Here is a 19107-nt window from a genome sequence, read left to right on the forward strand (position 1 = left end):
CCTTGTTTCCCGAGTCGTTGCGGGGGCGGAAGCGGCTGGACGACCGCAGGGTCCTGAATGGGATCGTGTGGAAGTTCCGGACCGGGACGGCCCCGCGTCCGGCCCGATCACGTCCTGGGCGACAAGGGCTACAGCTCAGAAGCGATCCGCACCTGGCTCCGCCGCCGCGGCATCCCGCACGCGATCCCCGAACGGGCCGGCCAGGCCCGCAACCGGGCCGGGCGCGGCAGCCGCGGAGGCCGACCGCCGGGCTTCGACCGCGAGGTCCACAAGCACCGCAACGCCGTGGAACGGTGCTTCAACCGGCTCAAGCGGTGGCGCGGCATCGCCACCCGCTACGACAAGACCGCCCGGTCCTACGAAGCAGCCGTCAGCCTCGCATCACTCCTGATGTGGGTCTGACATTTGACGACAGCCCTTAGCGCGACGTTCGGCTGCCGAGGCGCTGGGCTGTCGCCTGGACGGCCGGGCCGCACCGCTAGGAATCGGTCGGCCCTTCCGTGATCGTGAAGGGGGCGGAGAAGTTACCGGAGTCGCCGAAGAGGACGATCCTGTAGTCGTTCCCGGGAGGAACGTCCGGCACGACCACATCCTGCCTCCCCTTCAGGATGTCGAAGTCATCGTCAAGCATGGGGCCGGTCCTGTCGCCTTTTCTCAAGTAGATCGCGCCCTTGGGGTTGGTGATGTGCTGTGGCGGGTCGGCAGTGTCCCAGGTGACCTCAACCGTCTGACCGGCCGTCCAGACCGACTCCGCGGTGGGAGAGGTCACGGGCGGTACGAACACGTCCAGCAGAGAGGTTCGAGAGGCGGTGTGAGCCGCGGCCGGGTTCATCGCCCGCACCTGCGTCGAAGCGAGCAGGCTCGGCGCAGCCACGAGGGACCATGCCGCCATGCCCACGGCTGCCCTCTTCCAGATCTTCATGATCGCAAGTCTGTCGGCACCATCCAGGACCGTGCGGACAGAGCGGTGATCTTTCCCTCGAAAGAGGGTGCCGGACCGCACTGGGGACGGGACCGATCCCGCCGGCCGGGCTCCGGCGGCATGCTGGTGGGCTCGGACGACGGTGGAGCCGACCGACGCGAGCCAGTCGATGTTCCCGACCGTGTCGGCCCTTGCCCGGGCGGCCCGGAGCGTCTGTTCGAACGTGCCGTCCAGGGCCCACCGCCGCAACCGGGTGCGGAGCGTGGCCCACGGCCCCTAACGCTCGGGCACGTCCCGCCAGGCCGTCCCGGTCCGGAACTTCCACCCGAACCCGTTGAGAACCCGCCGGTCGTCCAGCCGCTTACGCCCCCGCGGCGAAACGGGCAACAGCACCCGGACGAACTCCCACTCCGCATCCGACAGTTCATGACGACGTATCACCCGACCGTGATCCACCACAAGATTGTTCGAAGGCACGGCCTGGAGCCTCTCGTGCTCCAGCGGTACTGCGGCGTGTTCCCTGGCCAACGGACCGGGTGTGGACGTGCGGCGGGCCGGCGCGGGGGTCGGGCAGTCCTCGTCGGCCCGCCCCGTGAACAGGTGGCCGCGCCGCTCGCAGCGCACGGTGTGGCAGTCGCCGTCCGGAGACCTCCGAGAGGCCGGACGGTGATTCGCGGCCCGGGTGCCAGGGGGTGACTACCGCACAGGTTGCCTGGAGGGCAACGGAGCCTCCAGGCAACCGACTTCAGGCTCTAGAAGAACCCGAGCCTCTTGGGGCTGTAGGAACAGAGAATGTTCTTCGTCTGCTGGTAGTGCTCCAGCATCATCTTGTGGTTCTCCCGGCCGATCCCGGACTGCTTGTAGCCGCCGAACGCCGCGTGCGCCGGATACGCGTGGTAGCAGTTCGTCCAGACCCGGCCCGCCTGGATGGCGCGGCCCGCCCGGTACGCGGTGTTCATGTCGCGGGTCCACACACCGGCCCCGAGGCCGTACAGCGTGTCGTTCGCGGTCCTGATGGCGTCGTCGAAGTCGGAGAAGGAAGTGACCGCCACGACCGGGCCGAAGATCTCCTCCTGGAAGACCCGCATCCGGTTGTCGCCCTCGAAGACGGTCGGCTGGACGTAGAAGCCGCCCGCCAACTCCCCGTCGTACTCGATCCGTTCTCCACCTGTGAGGACCTTCGCGCCTTCCTGCAGGCCGATGTCCAGGTACGAGAGGATCTTCTTCAGCTGTTCGTCGGAGGCCTGCGCGCCGATCATCGTGTCCGTGTCCAGCGGGTGTCCGGGCACGATCCGTTCGGTGCGGGCGATGCCCGCCTCCAGGAATTCGCCGTACATCCCGCGCTGGACCAGCGCGCGTGACGGGCAGGTGCAGACCTCGCCCTGGTTGAGGGCGAACATGGTGAAGCCTTCGAGAGCCTTGTCGCGGAAGTCGTCGTCCGCGTTCCACACGTCGTCGAAGAAGATGTTCGGCGACTTGCCGCCGAGTTCCAGGGTCACCGGCCTGAGGTTCTCGGAGGCGTACTGCATGATCAGCCGCCCCGTCGTGGTCTCACCGGTGAACGCGATCTTCGCGACGCGCGGGCTGGAGGCGAGGGGCTTGCCGGCCTCCGTCCCGAAGCCGTTCACGATGTTGACGACGCCCGGCGGGAGCAGGTCGGCGACCAGCTTCAGCCACACGTGGATGGAGGCCGGGGTCTGCTCGGCCGGCTTCAGGACCACCGCGTTGCCCGCCGCGAGCGCCGGGGCCAGCTTCCACGTGGCCATCAGGATCGGGAAGTTCCACGGAATGATCTGCGCGACGACGCCGAGCGGCTCATGGAAGTGGTACGCGACGGTGTCGTCGTCGATCTCGCTCAGCGAACCCTCCTGGGCGCGCAACGCACCGGCGAAGTAGCGGAAGTGGTCGATGGCGAGGGGGATGTCGGCGGCCAGGGTCTCGCGCACCGGCTTGCCGTTGTCCCAGCTCTCGGCGACCGCGAGCTCCTCCAGATGGGCCTCCATCCGGTCGGCGATCCTGTTGAGCAGCCCCGCGCGCTCACCGGCCGCCGTAGCACCCCAGGCGGGAGCCGCGGCATGCGCAGCGTCCAGGGCCAGTTCGACGTCCTCGGCCGTGCCGCGGGCGATCTCGGTGAAGGGGCGGCCGTTGACGGGGCTCGGGTTCTCGAAGTACTGACCACGGGCGGGCGGCACGTACGCGCCGCCGATCCAGTGGTCGTAGCGGGACTCGTACGAGACGATGGCGCCCTCGGCACCCGGCGCGGCGTAACGGGTCATCTCTGTGGCCTCCCGGCTCCGGTGCCGCCCGCCGTCGGACGGCCCTCGGCGCGAGGGTAGGCAGCCCTACGTTGCAACCCCGTTGCACGGGCCGCACGCGCGAGCGGCTACCGCTGCTCGGCGTCCAGTGCCCGGACCCTGGCGAGGAGGGCGGGGCGCTGCCCGGCGGGAACGGCCGCGGCGAGCGCCTCCCAGACCGGAAGGTCGTCCTCGCCCCACGGGCTGTAGGCCCAGTCGGCCAGCAGCCCCGGATCGCCCCGGGCGACGAGCGCCGCCCGCAGCTGCTCGTCGAGCCGGCGCCGCAGCCGGACGACGCAGGGTGCCCGCGAGCCCGGCAGCAGCGGGCCCGCGTAGGCCGCGAGGGCCGCGGCCACCGCGCCCGACGCCAGTCGGCGCGCCACCGTGTCGAAGTCGGCGTCGACCGGAGCGGAGAGGCGGTAGGGGCGGGACAGCAGCAGCTCCGGCCCGAGCAGCCGCCGCAGCCTGGAGAGTTCGGCCCGCAGGGTCACCTGGGTCACCGACTCGTCCTCGTACAGCTCGACGAGGAGCTCGTCGCCGGTGAGGCCCTCGGGGCGGCGGGCCAGGGTCGTCAGGATCTCGCTGTGCCGTCTGCTGAGCCTGATCCTGCGGTCTCCCGCCACCAGCAGCGCCTCGTCCCGGCCGAGCGCGCCGAGCCGCACGGTCCCGGCGGCCGGCGAGGGGCGGAGCAGCGCGAGATGCGACTCGGCGGCACGGGCCACCGCCTGCACGAACGCCAGGCTGTGCGGATGCGCGAGCCGGTCGCCCCCGGTGATGTCGACGGCGCCCAGCACTCGCCCGGTGTGCGGGTCGTGCAGCGGCGCCGCCGCGCAGGTCCACTGCTGGACCGGCCGCAGGAAGTGCTCGGCGGCGAAGACCTGCACCGGACGGTCCACGGCGATGGCCGTCCCCGGCGCGTTCGTCCCCGCCGCCGCCTCGGACCAGCGGGCACCCTCCACGAAGTTCATCCGGTCGGCGGCCCGCCGGGTCACCGCGGGGCCTTCGACCCACAGCAGCCTGCCGTGTGCGTCGCACACCGCGAGGAGATGCTCCCCGTCCGTCGCGTAGGCGCCCATCAGTTCACGGATCACCGGCATGGCGGGCGCCAGCGGATGTCCGTCCCGGTACGGGCCGAGATCGTCCGGGCCCAGCTCGACCAGGGCCGCGCTGTCCGGGCTGACCCTGGCCCGCGCCGAGCGCCGCCACGACTCACCGACGACCGGCCGCACCGGTCGTTCAAGCCGGCCCGCCGTGGTGAACGCCTCGTGTGCGCGGCGCAGTTGGCCGATCCGCTCGCCGGGGTCGGTATCGGTTGCCAGCGCCACCCAGGGATCCGTCAATTCACCCTCCCGTCCAGGGGTTCCCGCACACCCCCATCGTCGTCGCGGCGGGCCGCTGCGACAACCGCGGTGGAGGGAGCGGCCGTCCCGGGTGGCGAGGGCGGGTCAGCCCGCCGAGTACAGATTGACGAGCCGGATGTACCGCACCCAGTCCCAGTTCGGCCCGGGGTCGGTGTGGTCGGTGCCGGGGACCTGGGCGTGGGCGAGGATGTGTGCGCGGTCCTTGGGGATGTTGTAGCGGTCGCACACCGAGGCGGTCAGTAGCGCCGACCTCTCGTACATCGCGTCGGTGAAGTACGAAGGCTTGTCCACCCATCCCTCGTGCTCGATGCCGATGCTGCGCGTGTTGTAGTCCCAATTGCCCGCGTGCCAGGCGACGTTCTTCTCCCGGACGCACTGGGCGACATAGCCGTCGGCCGAGCGCACCAGATAGTGCGCGGAGACCTGCTTCGCGGGATTCTGGAAGATCCCGATCGTGTCCGGGTACGTCTCCTGAGTCACATGGATGATCACGTACTGGACCGGATAGGCCGAAGGACGGCTCGAAGCCGTGTAGTTGGAGGCGGAGGCGGGCGTCCAGTGGGCGAGCGGGTAGTCCGTGTCACCCGCGGTCGTCGCTGCCACGGCGCGGGTGGAGGCGGGAATCAGGGCGGCGGCCGCCGTCGCCGCGGCGCCCTGGAGAATCCTTCTGCGGTGCATGAACACTCCTGTGGGGGGGGGAGGGGTGGATGCGGCGAGTACCACGGGCACAACGACCCGATCGGCATCCGGACACCGGCGACCGGCCCCGTGTAGGAGACGGACGAGCCGGGCCCGCGGACGATGCCCGACGCCGGGAGCCCGGCGGAGGCCGTCGGCGACGCGGGGACGGACACCGCGATCCCGGGCGCCGGGAAACAGGAGCGGAGTACGAGGGGCAGCGCCCGGGAGTCCGCTGCCCGATTCCCCCGACATCCCGCGGCCCCCTTGGTGTCCGATGGCCGGAAGGTGTTGTCCGATGTGCGGCCGAGTGTCTCGCGCGCCCTACCGTACGGGCGACGCGCGGGCGGCGGAAGACAGCGGACGAGGAAATGGCCTCTGCGGACGGGGGGAACGCCGGAATGTACGCCGATGTCGTTACGGGCCAGGGGACCCGGGACCTGCGGGCCGGGCAGCAGTACGGTGTGCGCCGCGGGAAGGTCCTTGCAGGCAGGGCTGGTTGACGAGACCGGCCCTCCGCAGCGGTCGCTGCGCAGGGCCGGATGCGGCACAGGAGCCCGCTGGCGGGCGCGCGGGTCGGCTGCGCCCGAATCCGGGCCGCCGCACCGGCCGCCGACCGCGCGCGGGCATGTGGGTCAGCCGCGCAGCGGGCGGGCCAGCTTCAGCTCCGTCACCGACGTCTCGATGCCGCTGTCGACCAGACGGCCGTTCGCGTCGAACGCCTCGGCACCGTCGGCCATCCCGAAGTCGTTGTCGTTGATGAGGGCGAGCGTGTTCCGGCCGGTCACCGCGACGCCCTCGATCTTCCCGGGCACGCCCGCGACCTTGCCCAGGTCGACGACCAGGCTCTTGCGGAGCACCGGCACGCCCGACGCCGAGGGGTCGGTGAGTTGCTCGTACGAGGGGGACGTCGTCGGGTCGTCCCAGGCGGATCCCAGGATCCCGGAACCGTGCGGGAGCGTCACCCGGTGCAGTCGGGCCGCCTTGTCCGTGCGCTCCTCGACCAGCAACTCGTGCCGGCCGAGCGCGACGACGGAGGAGATCTTCAGCTCGGAGGTGTCGTCCTCGCCCGGGTCCACGACATCCACCGCGTCGAAGCGGTAGGCGTACTCCGCGGTGACCGTGCGCTTCTTCGTCGAGAAGCGCAGCAGCCGCACATTGCGCGAGGCCTCGCCCGCGTCCTGGTCCGGCAGCGAGAGCGGGCTCTGCACCGCGAGCACCAGATCGCCGCCCGGGAGGAGGGCCAGCCCCTCGAAGCCGCGGTTGATCTTGCGGTGCAGGAGTACGCCCGGCAGCGACTCCACCACCGGATAGTCGGCGCCCGTCAGCCCGAGCCCCTTCGGCACGTGCCGGGCGAGGACCCGGCCGCGGGCCGAGACGTGCACCAGGGAGGGGCCGTACTCGTCCACGAGCCAGAAGCTGCCGTCGGCGGCGCGGACGATGCCTTCGGTGTCCAGACCGTTCGGGTTGTACGCGAGCGGGGTCTTCGCGTCGTAGGTGTACGGGGCCTCGTCGCGGCCCGGCTGGTTCGACAGACCGGTGACGGCGGCCCCGGACCGGGTGGTGATCGGTATGGCTTCGAGGACCTTGACGCGCTTCCCGCTGACCCGCACCTTGACGATCGCCGGGTCGAAGCCGGGCACCGGGAAGGTGCGTCGCTTCTTCCCGTCGATCTTGATCTGTCCATTGGGCCCGCGGTCGGTGACGGTCCAGAACTCGCCCCGGCGGCCCGCGGGATAGATGTCGCTGCCGATGCCGCCGAGCTGCACCCCGCGGTCGTCCGCGACCGTGCCCGGCAGCAGCCCGTTGCTGAAGCCTGCCAGCGGAACGTCGCCGAGCACGGCGGTGCCGGTGACCCGCGCCGTGCGCTCCGGACGATGATGCCGGTCGTCCTGCGCGCCGGTTGCCGTCCCGGTCGCGATCACCGTACCGAGCAGGGCGAGCGGCAGACCGACGGCAAGGGAACGACGGACAACGCGCGCGGACATGGGGCCTCCTGGGGCATGAACAGCTCTGACGGCCGTCAGGTTCTGCCCTCGCCCTCAACACATGGTTACATCCGGTTGAACGCACGGACAGAACGCGGCGGCGGGCGGGGGCGCGGATCCGACGCCCCCGCCCGTCATGGGCCGGCTCCGCCCGCCGTACGGGCCGGCCTCAGTCCTCCGGGCCGTACGAGGCACCCAGCGCGGCCGCCGGATCGTCGTCCGCCGGACCCGCCGGGACCCAGCGCCCGCTCTCCTTGCGGTACGGCCACCAGCGCCCGTCCTGTCCGTACCGGAGCTGGACGCCGCCGTCCACCGCGGTCCAGCGATTGCCCGCCGCCCGCAGCCGGGGCCGCTCGCCCTCCTCCCACGCCTCGGCGAGCCGTGCCCGCGCCCTGGCCAGGTGCTCCGGACCGGGAGCCCACTCCTCTTCGAGCACGGTCAGTGCGGCCACCCCGCCGTACCGCCAGGCCCGCACCGCCACGTCGAGCTCCGGCCCGCGCCGCCCCGACCCGGCGGCCAGCCGCTTCGCGACCCCGGGTTCCGGCCGGGCCTCCGCGGCCAGCCGCACGGCATCCTGCCGCGGGGTCAGGGCGGCCGGCAGCGGCTGCTTCTCGTGGCCGGGCGCGAGCGCCTCGGACAGCATCCGACGGGCGCGCGCAGCTCCGTCCGTCGCCAGCATCTCCAGCGCCGCCGGATCGACGCCCGCCTGCGGTTCGGTCTCCGTGTCCAGGGACGGCGCCGAGCCGGACTCCGCGGGCAGCGGCGGAGGACCGGGCAGCGGGGGCAGGATGTCCCGGGCCGCGAACGCCTCGTCCGCCCGTATCCCCCGATCGTCGGTCCTCGCCGCCACGGCCCCGGAACCGTCGGCCGGACCGGACGGCGCGTGCCCCTCGGCACGGGCCGCGATCCGGACCTGGAGCTCGTCCAGCAGCCGCCGCTCACCACGCCCCCGCATCAGCAGCAGCACGAAAGGGTCCTGGTCCAGCAACCGCGCCACCTGGTAGCACAGCGCGGCGGTGTGCGGGCAGTGGTCCCACGCCTCACAGGTGCACTCCGGATCCAGATCGCCGATCCCGGGCAGCAGCTCCACCCCGGCCGCCGCCGCGTCCTCCACCAGGTGCGGCGGCATCTCCCGGTCCAGCAGGGCCGCGATGTGCCCGGCCCGCTCGACGGCCATGCCGAGGAACCGCTCCCAGTCCGCCTCGCTCAGCTCCTGGAGCAGCACATCGCTGCGGTACGTGGACGAGTCCCCGTCCCGGACCACCGCGGTGATCCGGCCGGGCCGCACCGAGACCGCACCGACCCGGCCCTCGCGGGCGAACCTGCGCCCCTTCTTCAGTTGCCGGCCGTCCAGCGCCGTGTCCTCCAGGGCCTTCAGCCATGCCTGGCCCCACCAGGACCGGGCGAAGCCCTGGCCGTGTGCGGGCGGCAGCGCGGCGAAGGTCCGCTCCTGTCCCGGGGCGGCGCAGTCCCGGCCGTCGCTCCCGTACTCGCCGCCGTCGTGTCCGTCGCTCATCGTGTGCCCCCTCGCAGCTCCACCAGATCGGCCAGTTCCGCATCGCTCAGTTCGGTCAGCGCCGCCTCGCCGGAGCCGAGCACCGCGTCCGCGAGCCCCTGCTTGCGGACCAGCATGTCGGCGATCCGGTCCTCGATGGTGCCCTCGGCGATCAGCCGGTGCACCTGCACCGGCTGGGTCTGGCCGATCCGGTACGCGCGGTCGGTGGCCTGCGCCTCGACCGCAGGATTCCACCAGCGGTCGAAGTGCACGACATGACCGGCCCTGGTGAGGTTGAGACCCGTCCCGGCCGCCTTCAACGAAAGGAGGAAGACCGGTGCCTCGCCCGCCTGGAAGCGGTTGACCATGGCCTCGCGCTCCGCGACGGGCGTGCCGCCGTGCAGGAACTGGGTACGCACCCCACGCGCCGCCAGATGCTGTTCGAGCAGCCGGGCCATCTGTACGTACTGGGTGAAGACGAGCACGCTCGCCTCCTCCGCCAGGATCGTGTCGAGCAGCTCGTCCAGCAGCTCTACCTTCCCCGAACGGTCCGCGATCCGGGGCTCGTTCTCCTTCAGGTACTGCGCCGGGTGGTTGCAGATCTGCTTCAGCGCCGTCAGCAGCTTGACGACGAGACCACGCCGGGCGAAGCCGTCGGCGCCGGAGATCGCGTCCAGAGTCTCGCGCACCACCGCCTCGTACAGACCCGTCTGTTCCGCCGTCAGCGACACCGTGCGGTCCGTCTCGGTCTTCGGCGGCAGCTCCGGCGCGATACCCGGATCGGATTTGCGCCGTCGCAGCAGGAACGGCCGGACCAGGGCCGCGAGCCGCTCGGCGGCCGCCGGATCACCGCCCTCCGCGGTCCGCGCGTAGCGGGTACGGAAGGTGCCGAGCCGGCCCAGCAGCCCGGGCGTCGTCCAGTCGAGGATCGCCCACAGCTCGGAGAGGTTGTTCTCCACCGGGGTGCCGGTGAGCGCCACCCTGGCCCGCGCGCCGATCGTCCGCAGCTGCTTGGCCGTGGCCGAGTACGGGTTCTTCACGTGCTGCGCCTCGTCCGCGACCACCATGCCCCATCGGACATCCGCGAGCTTCGGCGCGTCGAGCCGCATGGTGCCGTACGTGGTGAGGACGAACTCACCGTCCGCCAGGTCGTCGAGGCCGCGCGAGGGGCCGTGGAAGCGGCGCACCGGAGTGCCCGGCGCGAACTTCTCGATCTCCCGCTGCCAGTTGCCCATCAGCGACGTCGGGCAGACCACCAGCGTCGGACCGGCGGCCGATTCGATGCTCCGGCGGTGCAGATGCAGCGCGATCAGCGTGATGGTCTTGCCCAGCCCCATGTCGTCCGCGAGACAGCCGCCGAGTCCGAGCGAGGTCATGGTGTGCAGCCAGTTCAGACCGCGCAGCTGATAGTCGCGCAAGGTGGCGGCGAGGTCCTCGGGCGGTCCGACCGGCTGCGGGTCGCCCCGGAGCCCGGCCGCCTCCGGATCGGCCAGCCTGCGGCGCAACTGCTCCAGCCAGCCGGTGGCCCGGACCTCGACCCGCTCCCCGTCGACCTCGGTGGAACCGGTGAGGACCGCGCCCAGCGCATCGATCGGGGTGACCTTGCGGTCCCGGGTCCCGCGGGCTCGCCGGGCCTCCTCGGGGTCGATCAGCACCCACTGGTCCCGGAGCCGCACCACCGGCCGGTTGGCCTCGGCCAGGCGATCCAGCTCGGCGCGGCTCAGCTTCTGATCACCCAGCGCGAACCACCAGTCGAACGCCAGCAGCGCGTCGGCCGACAGGAGCGGTGGGGCCTCGGACCCGCCGCGTGCGACGCCGCCGGGCTCCCCGTCCTCCTCGGCGTCGGGCGGCCCGATCACGGCGCGGGCGGTGAGCTTGCGGGCCAGCTCCCTGGGCCAGTGCACCTGGACCCCGGTCGCGGCCAGTGCCCGTCCGGCGGGTCCGAGGAGTTCGGCGAGCTCGTCGTCGTCCGGCTCCACGGAGTCGGGCACGGCCGCGGACAGCAGCGGGGTCAGCGCCGGCCAGGCACGGGCCGCCCGGCCCAGCGCGGGCAGGACGTCCATCCGGGCACGGGGCCCGAAGGCCGCTGTGGTGCCCGCACCGCCCGCCCAGACCTCGGCCGCGTCGGATACCAGCGTCGGATCACTGACACTGTGGATCTGCAGGACCACACGGAAGGAGGGTCCGGCCGACCGCTCGCCGCCCTCGTCGGGCGCCGTGAGCCCGGACACCTCCACCCGGAGCGAGAGCCGGACGCCCGCGTCGTGCCCGGCCGCGACATCGGTGACCCACGTCCGATGGACGGGCAGACGCTGCGGTTCGTCGGCGGTGAAGGCAGGGCCGCCGCCGGCCGACGAGGCGGCGGGGGTCCGGGGGAGACCGTCCACCACCGCGTCGAGGAACGCACGCAGCAGCCGCTCGGGTTCGGGCAGCAGAACGGGCTCCATGGATCCGTCGAGCGGAACCGCGTGGGCCGACGGCGGCATCGAGGCGGCGAGCGTCCGGATCCGCGACTGGTCGTCCGCGGTGAGCGGACCGGCCCGCCAGGCATCGTGGTCCGTGTCGGTGAGCCCCGGCAGCAGCAGGCCCCGGGCGGCGAGTTGGAGAGCGAGGAGAGCGGCCGCACCCCAGAATGCGGCAGCGTCGGAGGCGTGCGCCGAGAGCCGGGCACGCGTCAGCACCGGCAGCGCGTCGCGTACCGGGAGCAACCGTGCCGGTACGTCGTACGCCTGTGCGTCGGCGCCGACGACGGCCAGTTCCTCCACGCGACCGGGACCATCGGGCGGGCCGCTGCCGTCCGGATGCCAGAAGGCGATGTGGCCGGAGCGGGCGGGGTCCCCGGGCAGGAAGACCACGGAGCAGGCGGAGAGTGCGGAGATCTCGGGGAGCGTTGCCGCAGGGAGTCTTTGCACAGTGATGCCGAGTTCCTCAAATTTGACTAGTGGGGGTCGGGCCGCCGAGGGTACCCCATCGGCGCCCTCGCCCATGAGGGAATTCGCAGTGATCCAGGACACATTTCATTCCGTCGGGACGCCCTGCCGCGTGTCGGCCAGGGGGCAGGCCCTCATCCCCGGGTGTGGCCAGCACCCCCATCGAGAGCGGGGGTATACCCCCGGATACCCCGGGTGGTGGCGCCATGGCTGCCGCATACCCGTTCCCCGTACGTTTCTACAGGTCAGCGCAGCTTTCCAGAGACCGGAGACGTCATGCCCCAGGCCATAGCCACCGCAGCGGGAGGCACCCGCGACGGCGCAGGCAGTTCCGGAGCGGTCGGTGACGGGGAGGCGGGTGCGGCAGGAGCCGCCGGCGCCGGGACCGGTCCGTCGCAGGGCAGCGACTTCGCGCCGCTGCTGCGGGACGTGAAGGGGCAGGGCCTCCTGGAGCGGCGAACCGGCTGGTACGCCGCGGGCATCGCCGTCAATCTGATCGCCCTGGGCGCCGTGATCACCGGCATGGTCCTCCTCGGCGACACGTGGTGGACCCTGCTCCTGGCGTTGCCGCTGGCGGTCTTCTGGTCGCGCACCGCGTTCGTCGGACACGATGCGGGGCACGCCCAGATAACCGGCGACCGCAGGGTGGGACGCGCCGTCGGCCTCGTGCACGCCAACCTGCTGCTCGGGATGAACGAGGCATGGTGGAACGACAAACACGTACGCCACCACGCCAATCCCAACCACATCGACAAGGATCCGGACGTCGGCGTGGGAGCCCTGGTCTGGACGCAGAAGCAGGCCGCCCAGCGTGAGGGCTTCGCCCGCTGGCTCACCCGCAACCAGGCCCGGCTCTTCTTCCCGATGCTGCTCCTGGAAGGCATCGCGCTGAAGATCTCCGGATTCCAGTACCTGCGCCGGCAGCCCACCGGGGAACGAGTTCTTGCGGCACTGCTGCTGGTCGCCCACCTGGGTCTCTACGCGACACTGCTGTTCACCGTGCTGTCCCCGGGGAAGGCGGTGGTCTTCGCGCTCGTGCACCACGCGCTGTTCGGCCTCCATCTGGGCATGGCTTTCGCCCCGAACCACAAGGGCATGGAAATGCCGGACCCCGACGGCGAACGCTGGGGCCACCTCCAGCGCCAGGTCCTCACCTCGCGCAACGTACGCGGCGGCATCCTCACCGACTGGTTCCTCGGCGGGCTCAACTACCAGATCGAGCACCACCTCTTCCCGAGCATGCCCCGACCGCACCTGCGCCTGGCGCAGCCCATGGTGCGCGCCCACTGCAAGTCGCTGGGCATGCCGTATGCGGAGACCGGACTGATCGAGTCCTACCGGCAGGCGCTGCGGCACATGCACGAGGTCGGCGAACCGCTGAGGTGAGTCACCGGGTGGCTGGAACCGATGGGCGGGCACATGCGTTCTCACAGCAGGAGCGGCTCCGGGCCGCGAAGGAGGCGTGGACGATGTCGAACAGCGCGAAGATCGCCATCGGGGGAGTGGTCGTAGCGGTCATCCTGATGCCGTTCATCGGTTTCTGGCTGTCGTTGCTTGTCCTGATCGGAGTTCCGGCCGTCGCGTATCTGCTGCTGGACCCGGGGCAGCGGCGCAGGCTCCGCAGGATCACCCGCAAGGAAATAGGCCGCTGACGGGACTCAGGCCGGCCGAACCGCGAGCGCGTCCAGAGCTCTCAGGAGCCCCGGCAGTTCGCTTCCACGCCCGACCGGCAGTACCTCGCCGGGCTCCTCGTCCAACAGAATGAACGCGATGTCGTCGGTCCGGGCGACCAGGGACCAGCCGGGCCCGTCGGCGCGCAGCATTCGTGCCTCGCCCGTGGCGAAGGAGGACCGGACGCGGCCGGGAGGCGGCGGGGCATCGACGTAGTCGTGCGCCTGAGCCAGCGCCCGCCGCACACCGGGGTGCACACCGGAGGGCGAGTCCGTGACCGGGCCCATGGCGGCATCGTCGTCCTGGCAGTCCCCGGCTTCGGTCTCGATGCCGACCTCACCCTGAACCTCTACTTCAGGGTGAGGGTCGGGTGCCTCGCGGCGCGGATCGGGCTCAGGCGCAGGTCCAACCCCGTGCTCAGCACCGGGTCCGGATCCCGGTCCGGTTGCGGACGCGGGTTCGGGCTCGCGCGGGTCCTCGCCCCCGGTGCTGTCCACGCCCGGCGGGTCGGCGAAGGCCGTCTCGTCGTCGATCTGCTCGCGCCACGCGGTCCACTGGTGCGCTATCTCGTCCGCGCCCATGCGCCGCTGGGCGGGCCCCCACGACTCCGTGTCGGGCGGTGTCAGCGGCTCCGGTCCGGCCCCCTGGGCCTCCGGGTCCGGCAGCGGATCATGCGGCGCGGCCACGCCCGGAGCGGCGACCGCCACCGGAAGCGGCCAGCCGGGCAGCGCACAGACCACCGAACGGTCGTCGGGGGAGAGGTCGTAGTCCATGCCGCAGTCCCAGGCCGCGATCGCGGCGGCGACCAGCGACACGTCCTCGACGACGACCGTCCACCGCGCGCCACTCCCGTCCTGGCCGAGGACCAGCCCGTACCCCTCGGCGTACGGTTCGAGCGCGAGCGCCGCACAAGCGGCCGGGTAGTCGTCACCGAGGACGCTCGGGAACTGCGCCGGTGTCAGCAGCACCGCGGTCAGCACATACAGCGCGTCGTCGTCGGCGACCGTGTCGATCGGCGCAGCCACGGCACTCTCCTCGTCCGTCGTCGTTGTCCGTCGGCGCACCTTAACGAGTGAGTAACCCACTCGTCGAGGCCCTGACAAGGCTGGACGCCGACTGCGTGCGAGGCCGCACGACAGCCGTGTGCGAGGCCGGACGACGGCCGTGTGCGAGGCCGGACCGGGCCCGTCGTTCGCGGGGGCCCGTCCGGAGGGCAGACCACTGACTGCGGAGATTCGCCGTGCCCGGCGAGCGGACGCGGTGCCGGCCCGGCCGGCTCGTCGGCTGCGCCGATCACGGGGACCGCGTTCCCGAAGAGCGATGACCGCGCGACATGCCGTTCCCGCATGAGGTGTTCCCCGCCGAAGTAGAGTTGGGCCTTCGGCCGACACAAGGGGGGATCGCCGTGAAGCGGTACGACTGGTTGAAGGAGATTCAGCGTCTCGACCCGGAGCGGGACTTCCTTCGAATCCATCGGATCACGGCGACCCACGAGTTTCCCTGGGACATCACCCGAGCGCTCGAACTGGCCCTGTACCGGACCTACGCCGTACCCAGCATCGGCCGGCTCCTCGCGCGGACGGCCGAGCTGACGGACCGTTCGCAGAAGCGCTACGACGACACCGCGCTGCTCCTGGACACCGTCATGGAGCACGGCTTCGACAGCGACCCGGGGCGTACGGCACTGCGCCGGATCAACCAGATGCACCGCAGCTACGACATCAGCAACGACGACATGCGCTATGTGCTGTGCACCTTCGTCGTCACCCCGAAGCGCTGGCTCGACGCCTACGGCTGGCGTCGGCTCTCCGACCACGAACTACGGGCGTCCGCCGCCTACTACCGGGCCCTGGGCTCGCACATGGGCATCAAGGAACTCCCGCAGACGTACGAGGACTTCGAGCGCGTCCTCGACGCCTATGAGGCCGAACACTTCGGCTGGGACGAAGGGGGACGCCGCGTCGCCGACGCCACCCTGGACCTGATGAGTTCCTGGTACCCGCGCCCGCTGGCCCCCGCCGCGCGGAAGGTCGCCCTCGCGCTGCTCGACGACCCCCTGCTGCGGGCATTCCGGTACGAACGCCCGAGTGCTGTGGCCCGCGGCCTCACGCATGGCGCACTCCGGCTGAGGGCGCGCGCGGTGCGACTCCTGCCGCCGCGCTCCACCCCTCATTACGCCCGGCAGAACCCGGAGATCAAGGGCTACCCGGACGGCTACGAGGTCTCCGGGCTGGGAACGTTCCCCGTCCCGGGTGTCGGAGGCTGCCCGATCCCGCACAAGCCGCGCTCCGGAGCACCCGTGGAGTGAGCCCTGCGGCACAGGGCGGGGGATCAGGACGCTCGTACGGCGAGGGCGAGGAAACGGTCGTCCTCGTCGGTGTACGCATCGAGCCGCCAGCCCGAACGGGCCAGCAACGGCCGGAGACTCGGCTCGGCCCGCAGATCGTCGTCCGTGATCCGGCGTCCGTGACGCGCCGCGAGGGCCGCCCGCCCGACGGGATGGAAGAGTGCCAGTCGTCCGCCCGGTCGCACCACCCGTGCCAGCTCCGCCAGGTCCGGGCCGGGACGCGACAGGTGGGAGATCAGCCCCGCCGCGAACACCGCGTCCAATGATGCAGACCTCAGCGGCAACCGGGCGACATCGGCGAGCAGCAGCGCCCCGTCCCGGTCCCGCCCGGCCCGTGCCGCCTCCTCCAGCATCGCCACTGTCAGGTCCACGCCCACGACCGTGCCCTGCGGTCCGACCGCCGCCCGCAGGGCGGGAAGCGCCCGCCCCGTGCCGCAGCCGGCGTCGAGCACCGAGTCCCCCGGGTTCAGCGAGAGGGAGCCGGCAGCCGCCTCGTAGGCGGGCCCGTCGTCCGGGAAGCGGGTGTCCCAGTCCGCCGCGCGCGCCGTGAAGAACGCCTGGACGTGTGTGTGGTCATCGGTCATACGGACATGATCGCGTAGTCGCCGACACAGCGAAACGGAACGAAACGTCAGGGAATGCTGTGGGTGCTCGGGTGGCGGGCCGATCGGTCGGCGAGCTTTCTCCGCCTGGTGCCGGCCGCTTTCGCATGGCGCCCCCGGGCCGCACGGGCCCTCCCTCCCCGCTCCGGCGGAGGGGGAGGGAGGGCCCGTGTCTGTGATTCGCGGGGTCCGTCCCCGTCAGACGTTGACGCCGTAGTCGGACGCGATTCCCGCCAGGCCGGAGGCGTATCCCTGCCCGACCGCACGGAACTTCCACTCCGTGCCGTGCCGGTACAGCTCGCCGAAGACCATGGCGGTCTCCGTCGACGCGTCCTCGCTGAGGTCGTAGCGGGCCAGCTCGACGCCGTTCGCCCGGTTCACCACGCGGATGAACGCGTTGCGGACCTGGCCGAAGCTCTGCCCGCGGCTCTGCGCGTCATGAATCGAGACCGGAAAGACGATCTTGGCCACATCCGGCGGGACGGTCGACAGTTCCACATTGATGGACTCGTCGTCGCCCTCGCCCTCACCGGTCAGATTGTCGCCGGTGTGCTGGACCGAACCGTCCGGGCTCGTGAGGTTGTTGTAGAAGACGAAGTGCAGATCGGAGAGGACCTTCCCCGCGTCCGAGCACAGCAGTGCGCTCGCGTCCAGGTCGTGGTCCGCGCCCGTCGTCGTCCGTACGTCCCAGCCCAGGCCGACCGTCACTGCGGTCAGGCCGGGTGCCTCCTTCGACAAGGAGACGTTGCCGCCCTTGGCCAGGGTCACACCCATGAACATCCTCCATTGATCCAGTGGTCCAGCGATTCGGTGAACGGCGCTGCTTTCGCCGTCACCCGGTCAACGACGGCGTCGTGACCATGGTTCCCTTGCTTGCGCAAGCCTTGAAGTGAACGTCCGTGAGACGTGCCGTACGTTGGTTGGCCGGCGCCCTACGCGGGTGGGTCGGTACGGGGCGCCTGCACATCGGTCTCCTTCATGGCCTTCGCCTCACTCTTCAGGATCCGCATGGATTTGCCCAGGGCTCGGGCCGTGTCCGGCAGCTTCTTCGAGCCGAACAGCACGATCACCACGATCACCACGATCAACAGGTGCCAGGGTTCGAGGCCGTTGCGCAACATGTGCGTCCCGCCCTTCCTTTCGGTGTTTTGGCCGGAGTTTCCGTTCGGCATTCGCGGACAGTGCTTCAAGCTGGCTGTAGGCAGGTCCGATGATCGGTTCGAACATCAATACTTGCTACATTGCGCAACTGTACAACCATGGGGCGGCGGAGCACGTCTTCCCTCATGGGAACCGGACGGACGGGGTGGCCGATGACGGCAAGTCGCAAAGCGGGACCGGGCAGGGGAAGGGCCGGGCGCCTGCGCCGGACAGCCATGTTCGGGCTGTCGTTCCTCGTGCTGCTGGTCGCCGGAGTCGGCTGGGTCTACCTCGAACTCGGCGGCAGCATCGACACCTTCAGCGCGGACGGCATCTCCGACAACCGGCCGCCGGACTCCTCGCAGGGGCAGAACGTCCTGGTCATCGGATCGGACTCGCGTTCCGGCGACAACAGCAGGCTCGGCGGCGGCACGGGCGAGGTGGGACGCTCCGACACCGCGTTCCTTCTCCATGTCTACGGCGATCACAGGCACTCGGTCGCCGTGTCCATTCCGCGTGACGCACTGGTCGACATCCCGGCCTGCAAGGGGCGCGACGGCAAGTGGACCGCCCCGCAGCACGCCGTCATGTTCAACGGGGCGTTCTCGGTGGGTGAGACGGCCGAGGGGAACCCGGCCTGCACCCAGAACACCGTCGAACACCTCACCGGCCTGCGCGTCGACCACACACTCGTCATCGACTTCGCCGGATTCTCGTCACTGACCTCGGCGGTCGGCGGCGTGCCGGTGTGCCTGCCGCAGGACATCTACCAGCGCGACCTCAGCCCGAAGCGGACCACCCGAGGGGCCAAGATCTTCACGAAGGGGCCCCAGACCGTCTCCGGTCAGCAGGCGCTCGACTACGTCCGGCTGCGGCACGGCATCGGCGACGGCTCGGACATAGGGCGCATCAAGCGGCAGCAGGCCTTCGTCGCCTCCCTCATCAAGAAGGTCAAGTCCCAGGGACTGAACCCCACCACGCTGCTGCCCCTGGCCAACGCGGCGACCGACGCGATGACCGTCGACCCCGGACTCGGATCGGCCGAGCGGCTGCTGTCGTTCGCCCTGTCGATGAAGAAGATCGACCTGCACAACACCAAGTTCGTAACCGTCCCCTGGCGTTACGAGGGGGCCCGCGTCGCCATCGTGGAGCCGGACGCCGACGCGCTCTGGGCCGCGCTGAGGGCCGACCGTACGGTCGACGGCAAGGACGCCAGCGCCAAGGGTTCGGGCAAGTCCTCGGACCGGGGCGACGGCAAGGCCGGCCGCTCGGCGTCCCCCACGGCGGACGCCCCGGTCTCCGGCAAGGGAATCAGCGTCGCCGTCTACAACGGAACCACGGTCAGGGGGCTCGCAGCCCAGGCGGCCGAACTCCTGCGCTCCCGGGACTTCACCATCACCACCACGGCCACGGCGAGCAGCCAGGACCGGACCTCCACCGTCATCGAGTACGGGCCGGGCCTGAAGGACCAGGCGGCCACCACCGCCCGGCTCTTCCCGGGCGCCCGGACGTCGGAGTCGGCTACCGCAGGGATCCAGGTGATCCTGGGCAGCGACTACGCACAGAACCCCACGGCCTCCGCCGGGGCGCCGACCCCCTCGACCGTTCCTTCCGCCGTCGCCGACGAGGCCCGGTCGGCCGACGACGACCCCTGCGCCGACCTCACGTACGGCTGACCG

The 19107-nt window shown here is 71.3% G+C and carries 16 protein-coding genes and 1 pseudogene; 5 read left to right on the forward strand and 12 right to left on the reverse strand.

The window, feature by feature from the left end; genetic code table 11:
• Positions 1 to 78: 78 nt before the first annotated feature.
• Positions 79 to 402: pseudogene (locus tag ACGF8B_RS24155) on the forward strand (transposase); the annotation flags it as partial.
• Between the two features lie 76 nt (positions 403 to 478).
• Here ACGF8B_RS24155 and ACGF8B_RS24160 read toward each other — a convergent pair.
• The 8 genes from ACGF8B_RS24160 to ACGF8B_RS24195 form a co-directional block, all read right to left on the reverse strand.
• Positions 479 to 922, reverse strand: a complete 444-nt coding sequence (locus ACGF8B_RS24160; protein ID WP_392742119.1) for a Ser-Thr-rich GPI-anchored membrane family protein — start codon at positions 920 to 922, stop codon at positions 479 to 481.
• 276 nt (positions 923 to 1198) lie between these two features.
• Positions 1199 to 1546 carry a transposase gene (locus tag ACGF8B_RS24165; RefSeq protein WP_392742123.1) on the reverse strand — a complete coding sequence of 116 codons (348 nt, stop codon included), beginning with the start codon at positions 1544 to 1546 and terminating at the stop codon, positions 1199 to 1201.
• A gap of 128 nt (positions 1547 to 1674) precedes the next feature.
• The gene (locus tag ACGF8B_RS24170) at positions 1675 to 3198 is read right to left on the reverse strand and encodes an aldehyde dehydrogenase family protein (RefSeq protein WP_392742126.1); all 1524 of its coding nucleotides are present in this window, start codon (positions 3196 to 3198) and stop codon (positions 1675 to 1677) included.
• A 107-nt stretch (positions 3199 to 3305) separates the two neighbouring features.
• Positions 3306 to 4556 carry a GAF domain-containing protein gene (locus ACGF8B_RS24175; RefSeq protein WP_392742129.1) on the reverse strand — a complete coding sequence of 417 codons (1251 nt, stop codon included), beginning with the start codon at positions 4554 to 4556 and terminating at the stop codon, positions 3306 to 3308.
• Positions 4557 to 4661: 105 nt separating this feature from the next.
• The gene (locus ACGF8B_RS24180) at positions 4662 to 5255 is read right to left on the reverse strand and encodes an N-acetylmuramoyl-L-alanine amidase (protein WP_392742132.1); all 594 of its coding nucleotides are present in this window, start codon (positions 5253 to 5255) and stop codon (positions 4662 to 4664) included.
• Between the two features lie 635 nt (positions 5256 to 5890).
• The gene (locus tag ACGF8B_RS24185; protein ID WP_392742135.1) at positions 5891 to 7243 is read right to left on the reverse strand and encodes an esterase-like activity of phytase family protein; all 1353 of its coding nucleotides are present in this window, start codon (positions 7241 to 7243) and stop codon (positions 5891 to 5893) included.
• 169 nt (positions 7244 to 7412) lie between these two features.
• Positions 7413 to 8759, reverse strand: a complete 1347-nt coding sequence (locus tag ACGF8B_RS24190; RefSeq protein ID WP_392742138.1) for an SWF or SNF family helicase — start codon at positions 8757 to 8759, stop codon at positions 7413 to 7415.
• Positions 8756 to 11650: a DEAD/DEAH box helicase gene (locus ACGF8B_RS24195; protein WP_392742141.1), complete on the reverse strand. Its 2895-nt coding sequence runs from the start codon at positions 11648 to 11650 to the stop codon at positions 8756 to 8758. Before ACGF8B_RS24195 ends, ACGF8B_RS24190 begins: the two co-directional genes overlap by 4 nt.
• A 294-nt stretch (positions 11651 to 11944) precedes the next feature.
• On the opposite strand from ACGF8B_RS24195, the gene ACGF8B_RS24200 reads away from it, so the two are divergent.
• Complete coding sequence (locus ACGF8B_RS24200) at positions 11945 to 13054, forward strand: fatty acid desaturase family protein (RefSeq protein WP_392742144.1); 1110 nt, start codon at positions 11945 to 11947, stop codon at positions 13052 to 13054.
• Positions 13055 to 13137: 83 nt separating this feature from the next.
• Complete coding sequence (locus ACGF8B_RS24205) at positions 13138 to 13320, forward strand: hypothetical protein (protein WP_124722584.1); 183 nt, start codon at positions 13138 to 13140, stop codon at positions 13318 to 13320.
• A gap of 6 nt (positions 13321 to 13326) precedes the next feature.
• Here ACGF8B_RS24205 and ACGF8B_RS24210 read toward each other — a convergent pair whose 3' ends face one another.
• Positions 13327 to 14364 (reverse strand): hypothetical protein, encoded by a 1038-nt coding sequence (locus ACGF8B_RS24210; protein ID WP_392742147.1) that lies wholly within the window; start codon positions 14362 to 14364, stop codon positions 13327 to 13329.
• Positions 14365 to 14744: 380 nt separating this feature from the next.
• Between ACGF8B_RS24210 and ACGF8B_RS24215 the strand changes: the two genes are divergently transcribed.
• Positions 14745 to 15647, forward strand: coding sequence for an oxygenase MpaB family protein (locus tag ACGF8B_RS24215; RefSeq protein ID WP_392742150.1), 903 nt, complete (start codon positions 14745 to 14747; stop codon positions 15645 to 15647).
• A 23-nt stretch (positions 15648 to 15670) separates the two neighbouring features.
• On the opposite strand, the gene ACGF8B_RS24220 is transcribed toward ACGF8B_RS24215, so the two are convergent.
• The 3 genes from ACGF8B_RS24220 to tatA form a co-directional block, all read right to left on the reverse strand.
• On the reverse strand, positions 15671 to 16270 hold the full coding sequence (locus ACGF8B_RS24220) for a class I SAM-dependent methyltransferase (protein ID WP_392742153.1): 600 nt from the start codon (positions 16268 to 16270) through the stop codon (positions 15671 to 15673).
• A gap of 216 nt (positions 16271 to 16486) precedes the next feature.
• A complete protein-coding gene (locus ACGF8B_RS24225; protein WP_392742156.1) occupies positions 16487 to 17062 on the reverse strand; it encodes a TerD family protein in 576 nt (191 codons plus the stop codon).
• 158 nt (positions 17063 to 17220) lie between these two features.
• Complete coding sequence (gene tatA / locus ACGF8B_RS24230) at positions 17221 to 17409, reverse strand: Sec-independent protein translocase subunit TatA (protein WP_392742159.1); 189 nt, start codon at positions 17407 to 17409, stop codon at positions 17221 to 17223.
• 255 nt (positions 17410 to 17664) lie between these two features.
• Between tatA and ACGF8B_RS24235 the strand changes: the two genes are divergently transcribed.
• Positions 17665 to 19104: an LCP family protein gene (locus ACGF8B_RS24235; RefSeq protein ID WP_392742161.1), complete on the forward strand. Its 1440-nt coding sequence runs from the start codon at positions 17665 to 17667 to the stop codon at positions 19102 to 19104.
• Positions 19105 to 19107: the final 3 nt, after the last annotated feature.

Origin of the sequence: Streptomyces sp. NPDC047917, from assembly GCF_043204345.1 — a bacterium.
Taxonomy (GTDB): Bacteria; Actinomycetota; Actinomycetes; order Streptomycetales; family Streptomycetaceae; genus Streptomyces; species Streptomyces sanglieri.

Excerpts from the sequence above, each read along its gene's own strand:
- ACGF8B_RS24160 (WP_392742119.1), bottom strand. The coding sequence starts at position 922 with ATGAAGATCTGGAAGAGGGCAGCCGTGGGCATGGCGGCATGGTCCCTC.
- ACGF8B_RS24170 (WP_392742126.1), bottom strand. The coding sequence starts at position 3,198 with ATGACCCGTTACGCCGCGCCGGGTGCCGAGGGCGCCATCGTCTCGTAC.
- ACGF8B_RS24180 (WP_392742132.1), bottom strand. The coding sequence starts at position 5,255 with ATGCACCGCAGAAGGATTCTCCAGGGCGCCGCGGCGACGGCGGCCGCC.
- ACGF8B_RS24185 (WP_392742135.1), bottom strand. The coding sequence starts at position 7,243 with ATGTCCGCGCGCGTTGTCCGTCGTTCCCTTGCCGTCGGTCTGCCGCTC.
- ACGF8B_RS24190 (WP_392742138.1), bottom strand. The coding sequence starts at position 8,759 with ATGAGCGACGGACACGACGGCGGCGAGTACGGGAGCGACGGCCGGGAC.
- ACGF8B_RS24200 (WP_392742144.1), top strand. The coding sequence starts at position 11,945 with ATGCCCCAGGCCATAGCCACCGCAGCGGGAGGCACCCGCGACGGCGCA.
- ACGF8B_RS24205 (WP_124722584.1), top strand. The coding sequence starts at position 13,138 with ATGTCGAACAGCGCGAAGATCGCCATCGGGGGAGTGGTCGTAGCGGTC.
- ACGF8B_RS24220 (WP_392742153.1), bottom strand. The coding sequence starts at position 16,270 with ATGACCGATGACCACACACACGTCCAGGCGTTCTTCACGGCGCGCGCG.
- ACGF8B_RS24225 (WP_392742156.1), bottom strand. The coding sequence starts at position 17,062 with ATGGGTGTGACCCTGGCCAAGGGCGGCAACGTCTCCTTGTCGAAGGAG.
- tatA (WP_392742159.1), bottom strand. The coding sequence starts at position 17,409 with ATGTTGCGCAACGGCCTCGAACCCTGGCACCTGTTGATCGTGGTGATC.
- ACGF8B_RS24235 (WP_392742161.1), top strand. The coding sequence starts at position 17,665 with ATGTTCGGGCTGTCGTTCCTCGTGCTGCTGGTCGCCGGAGTCGGCTGG.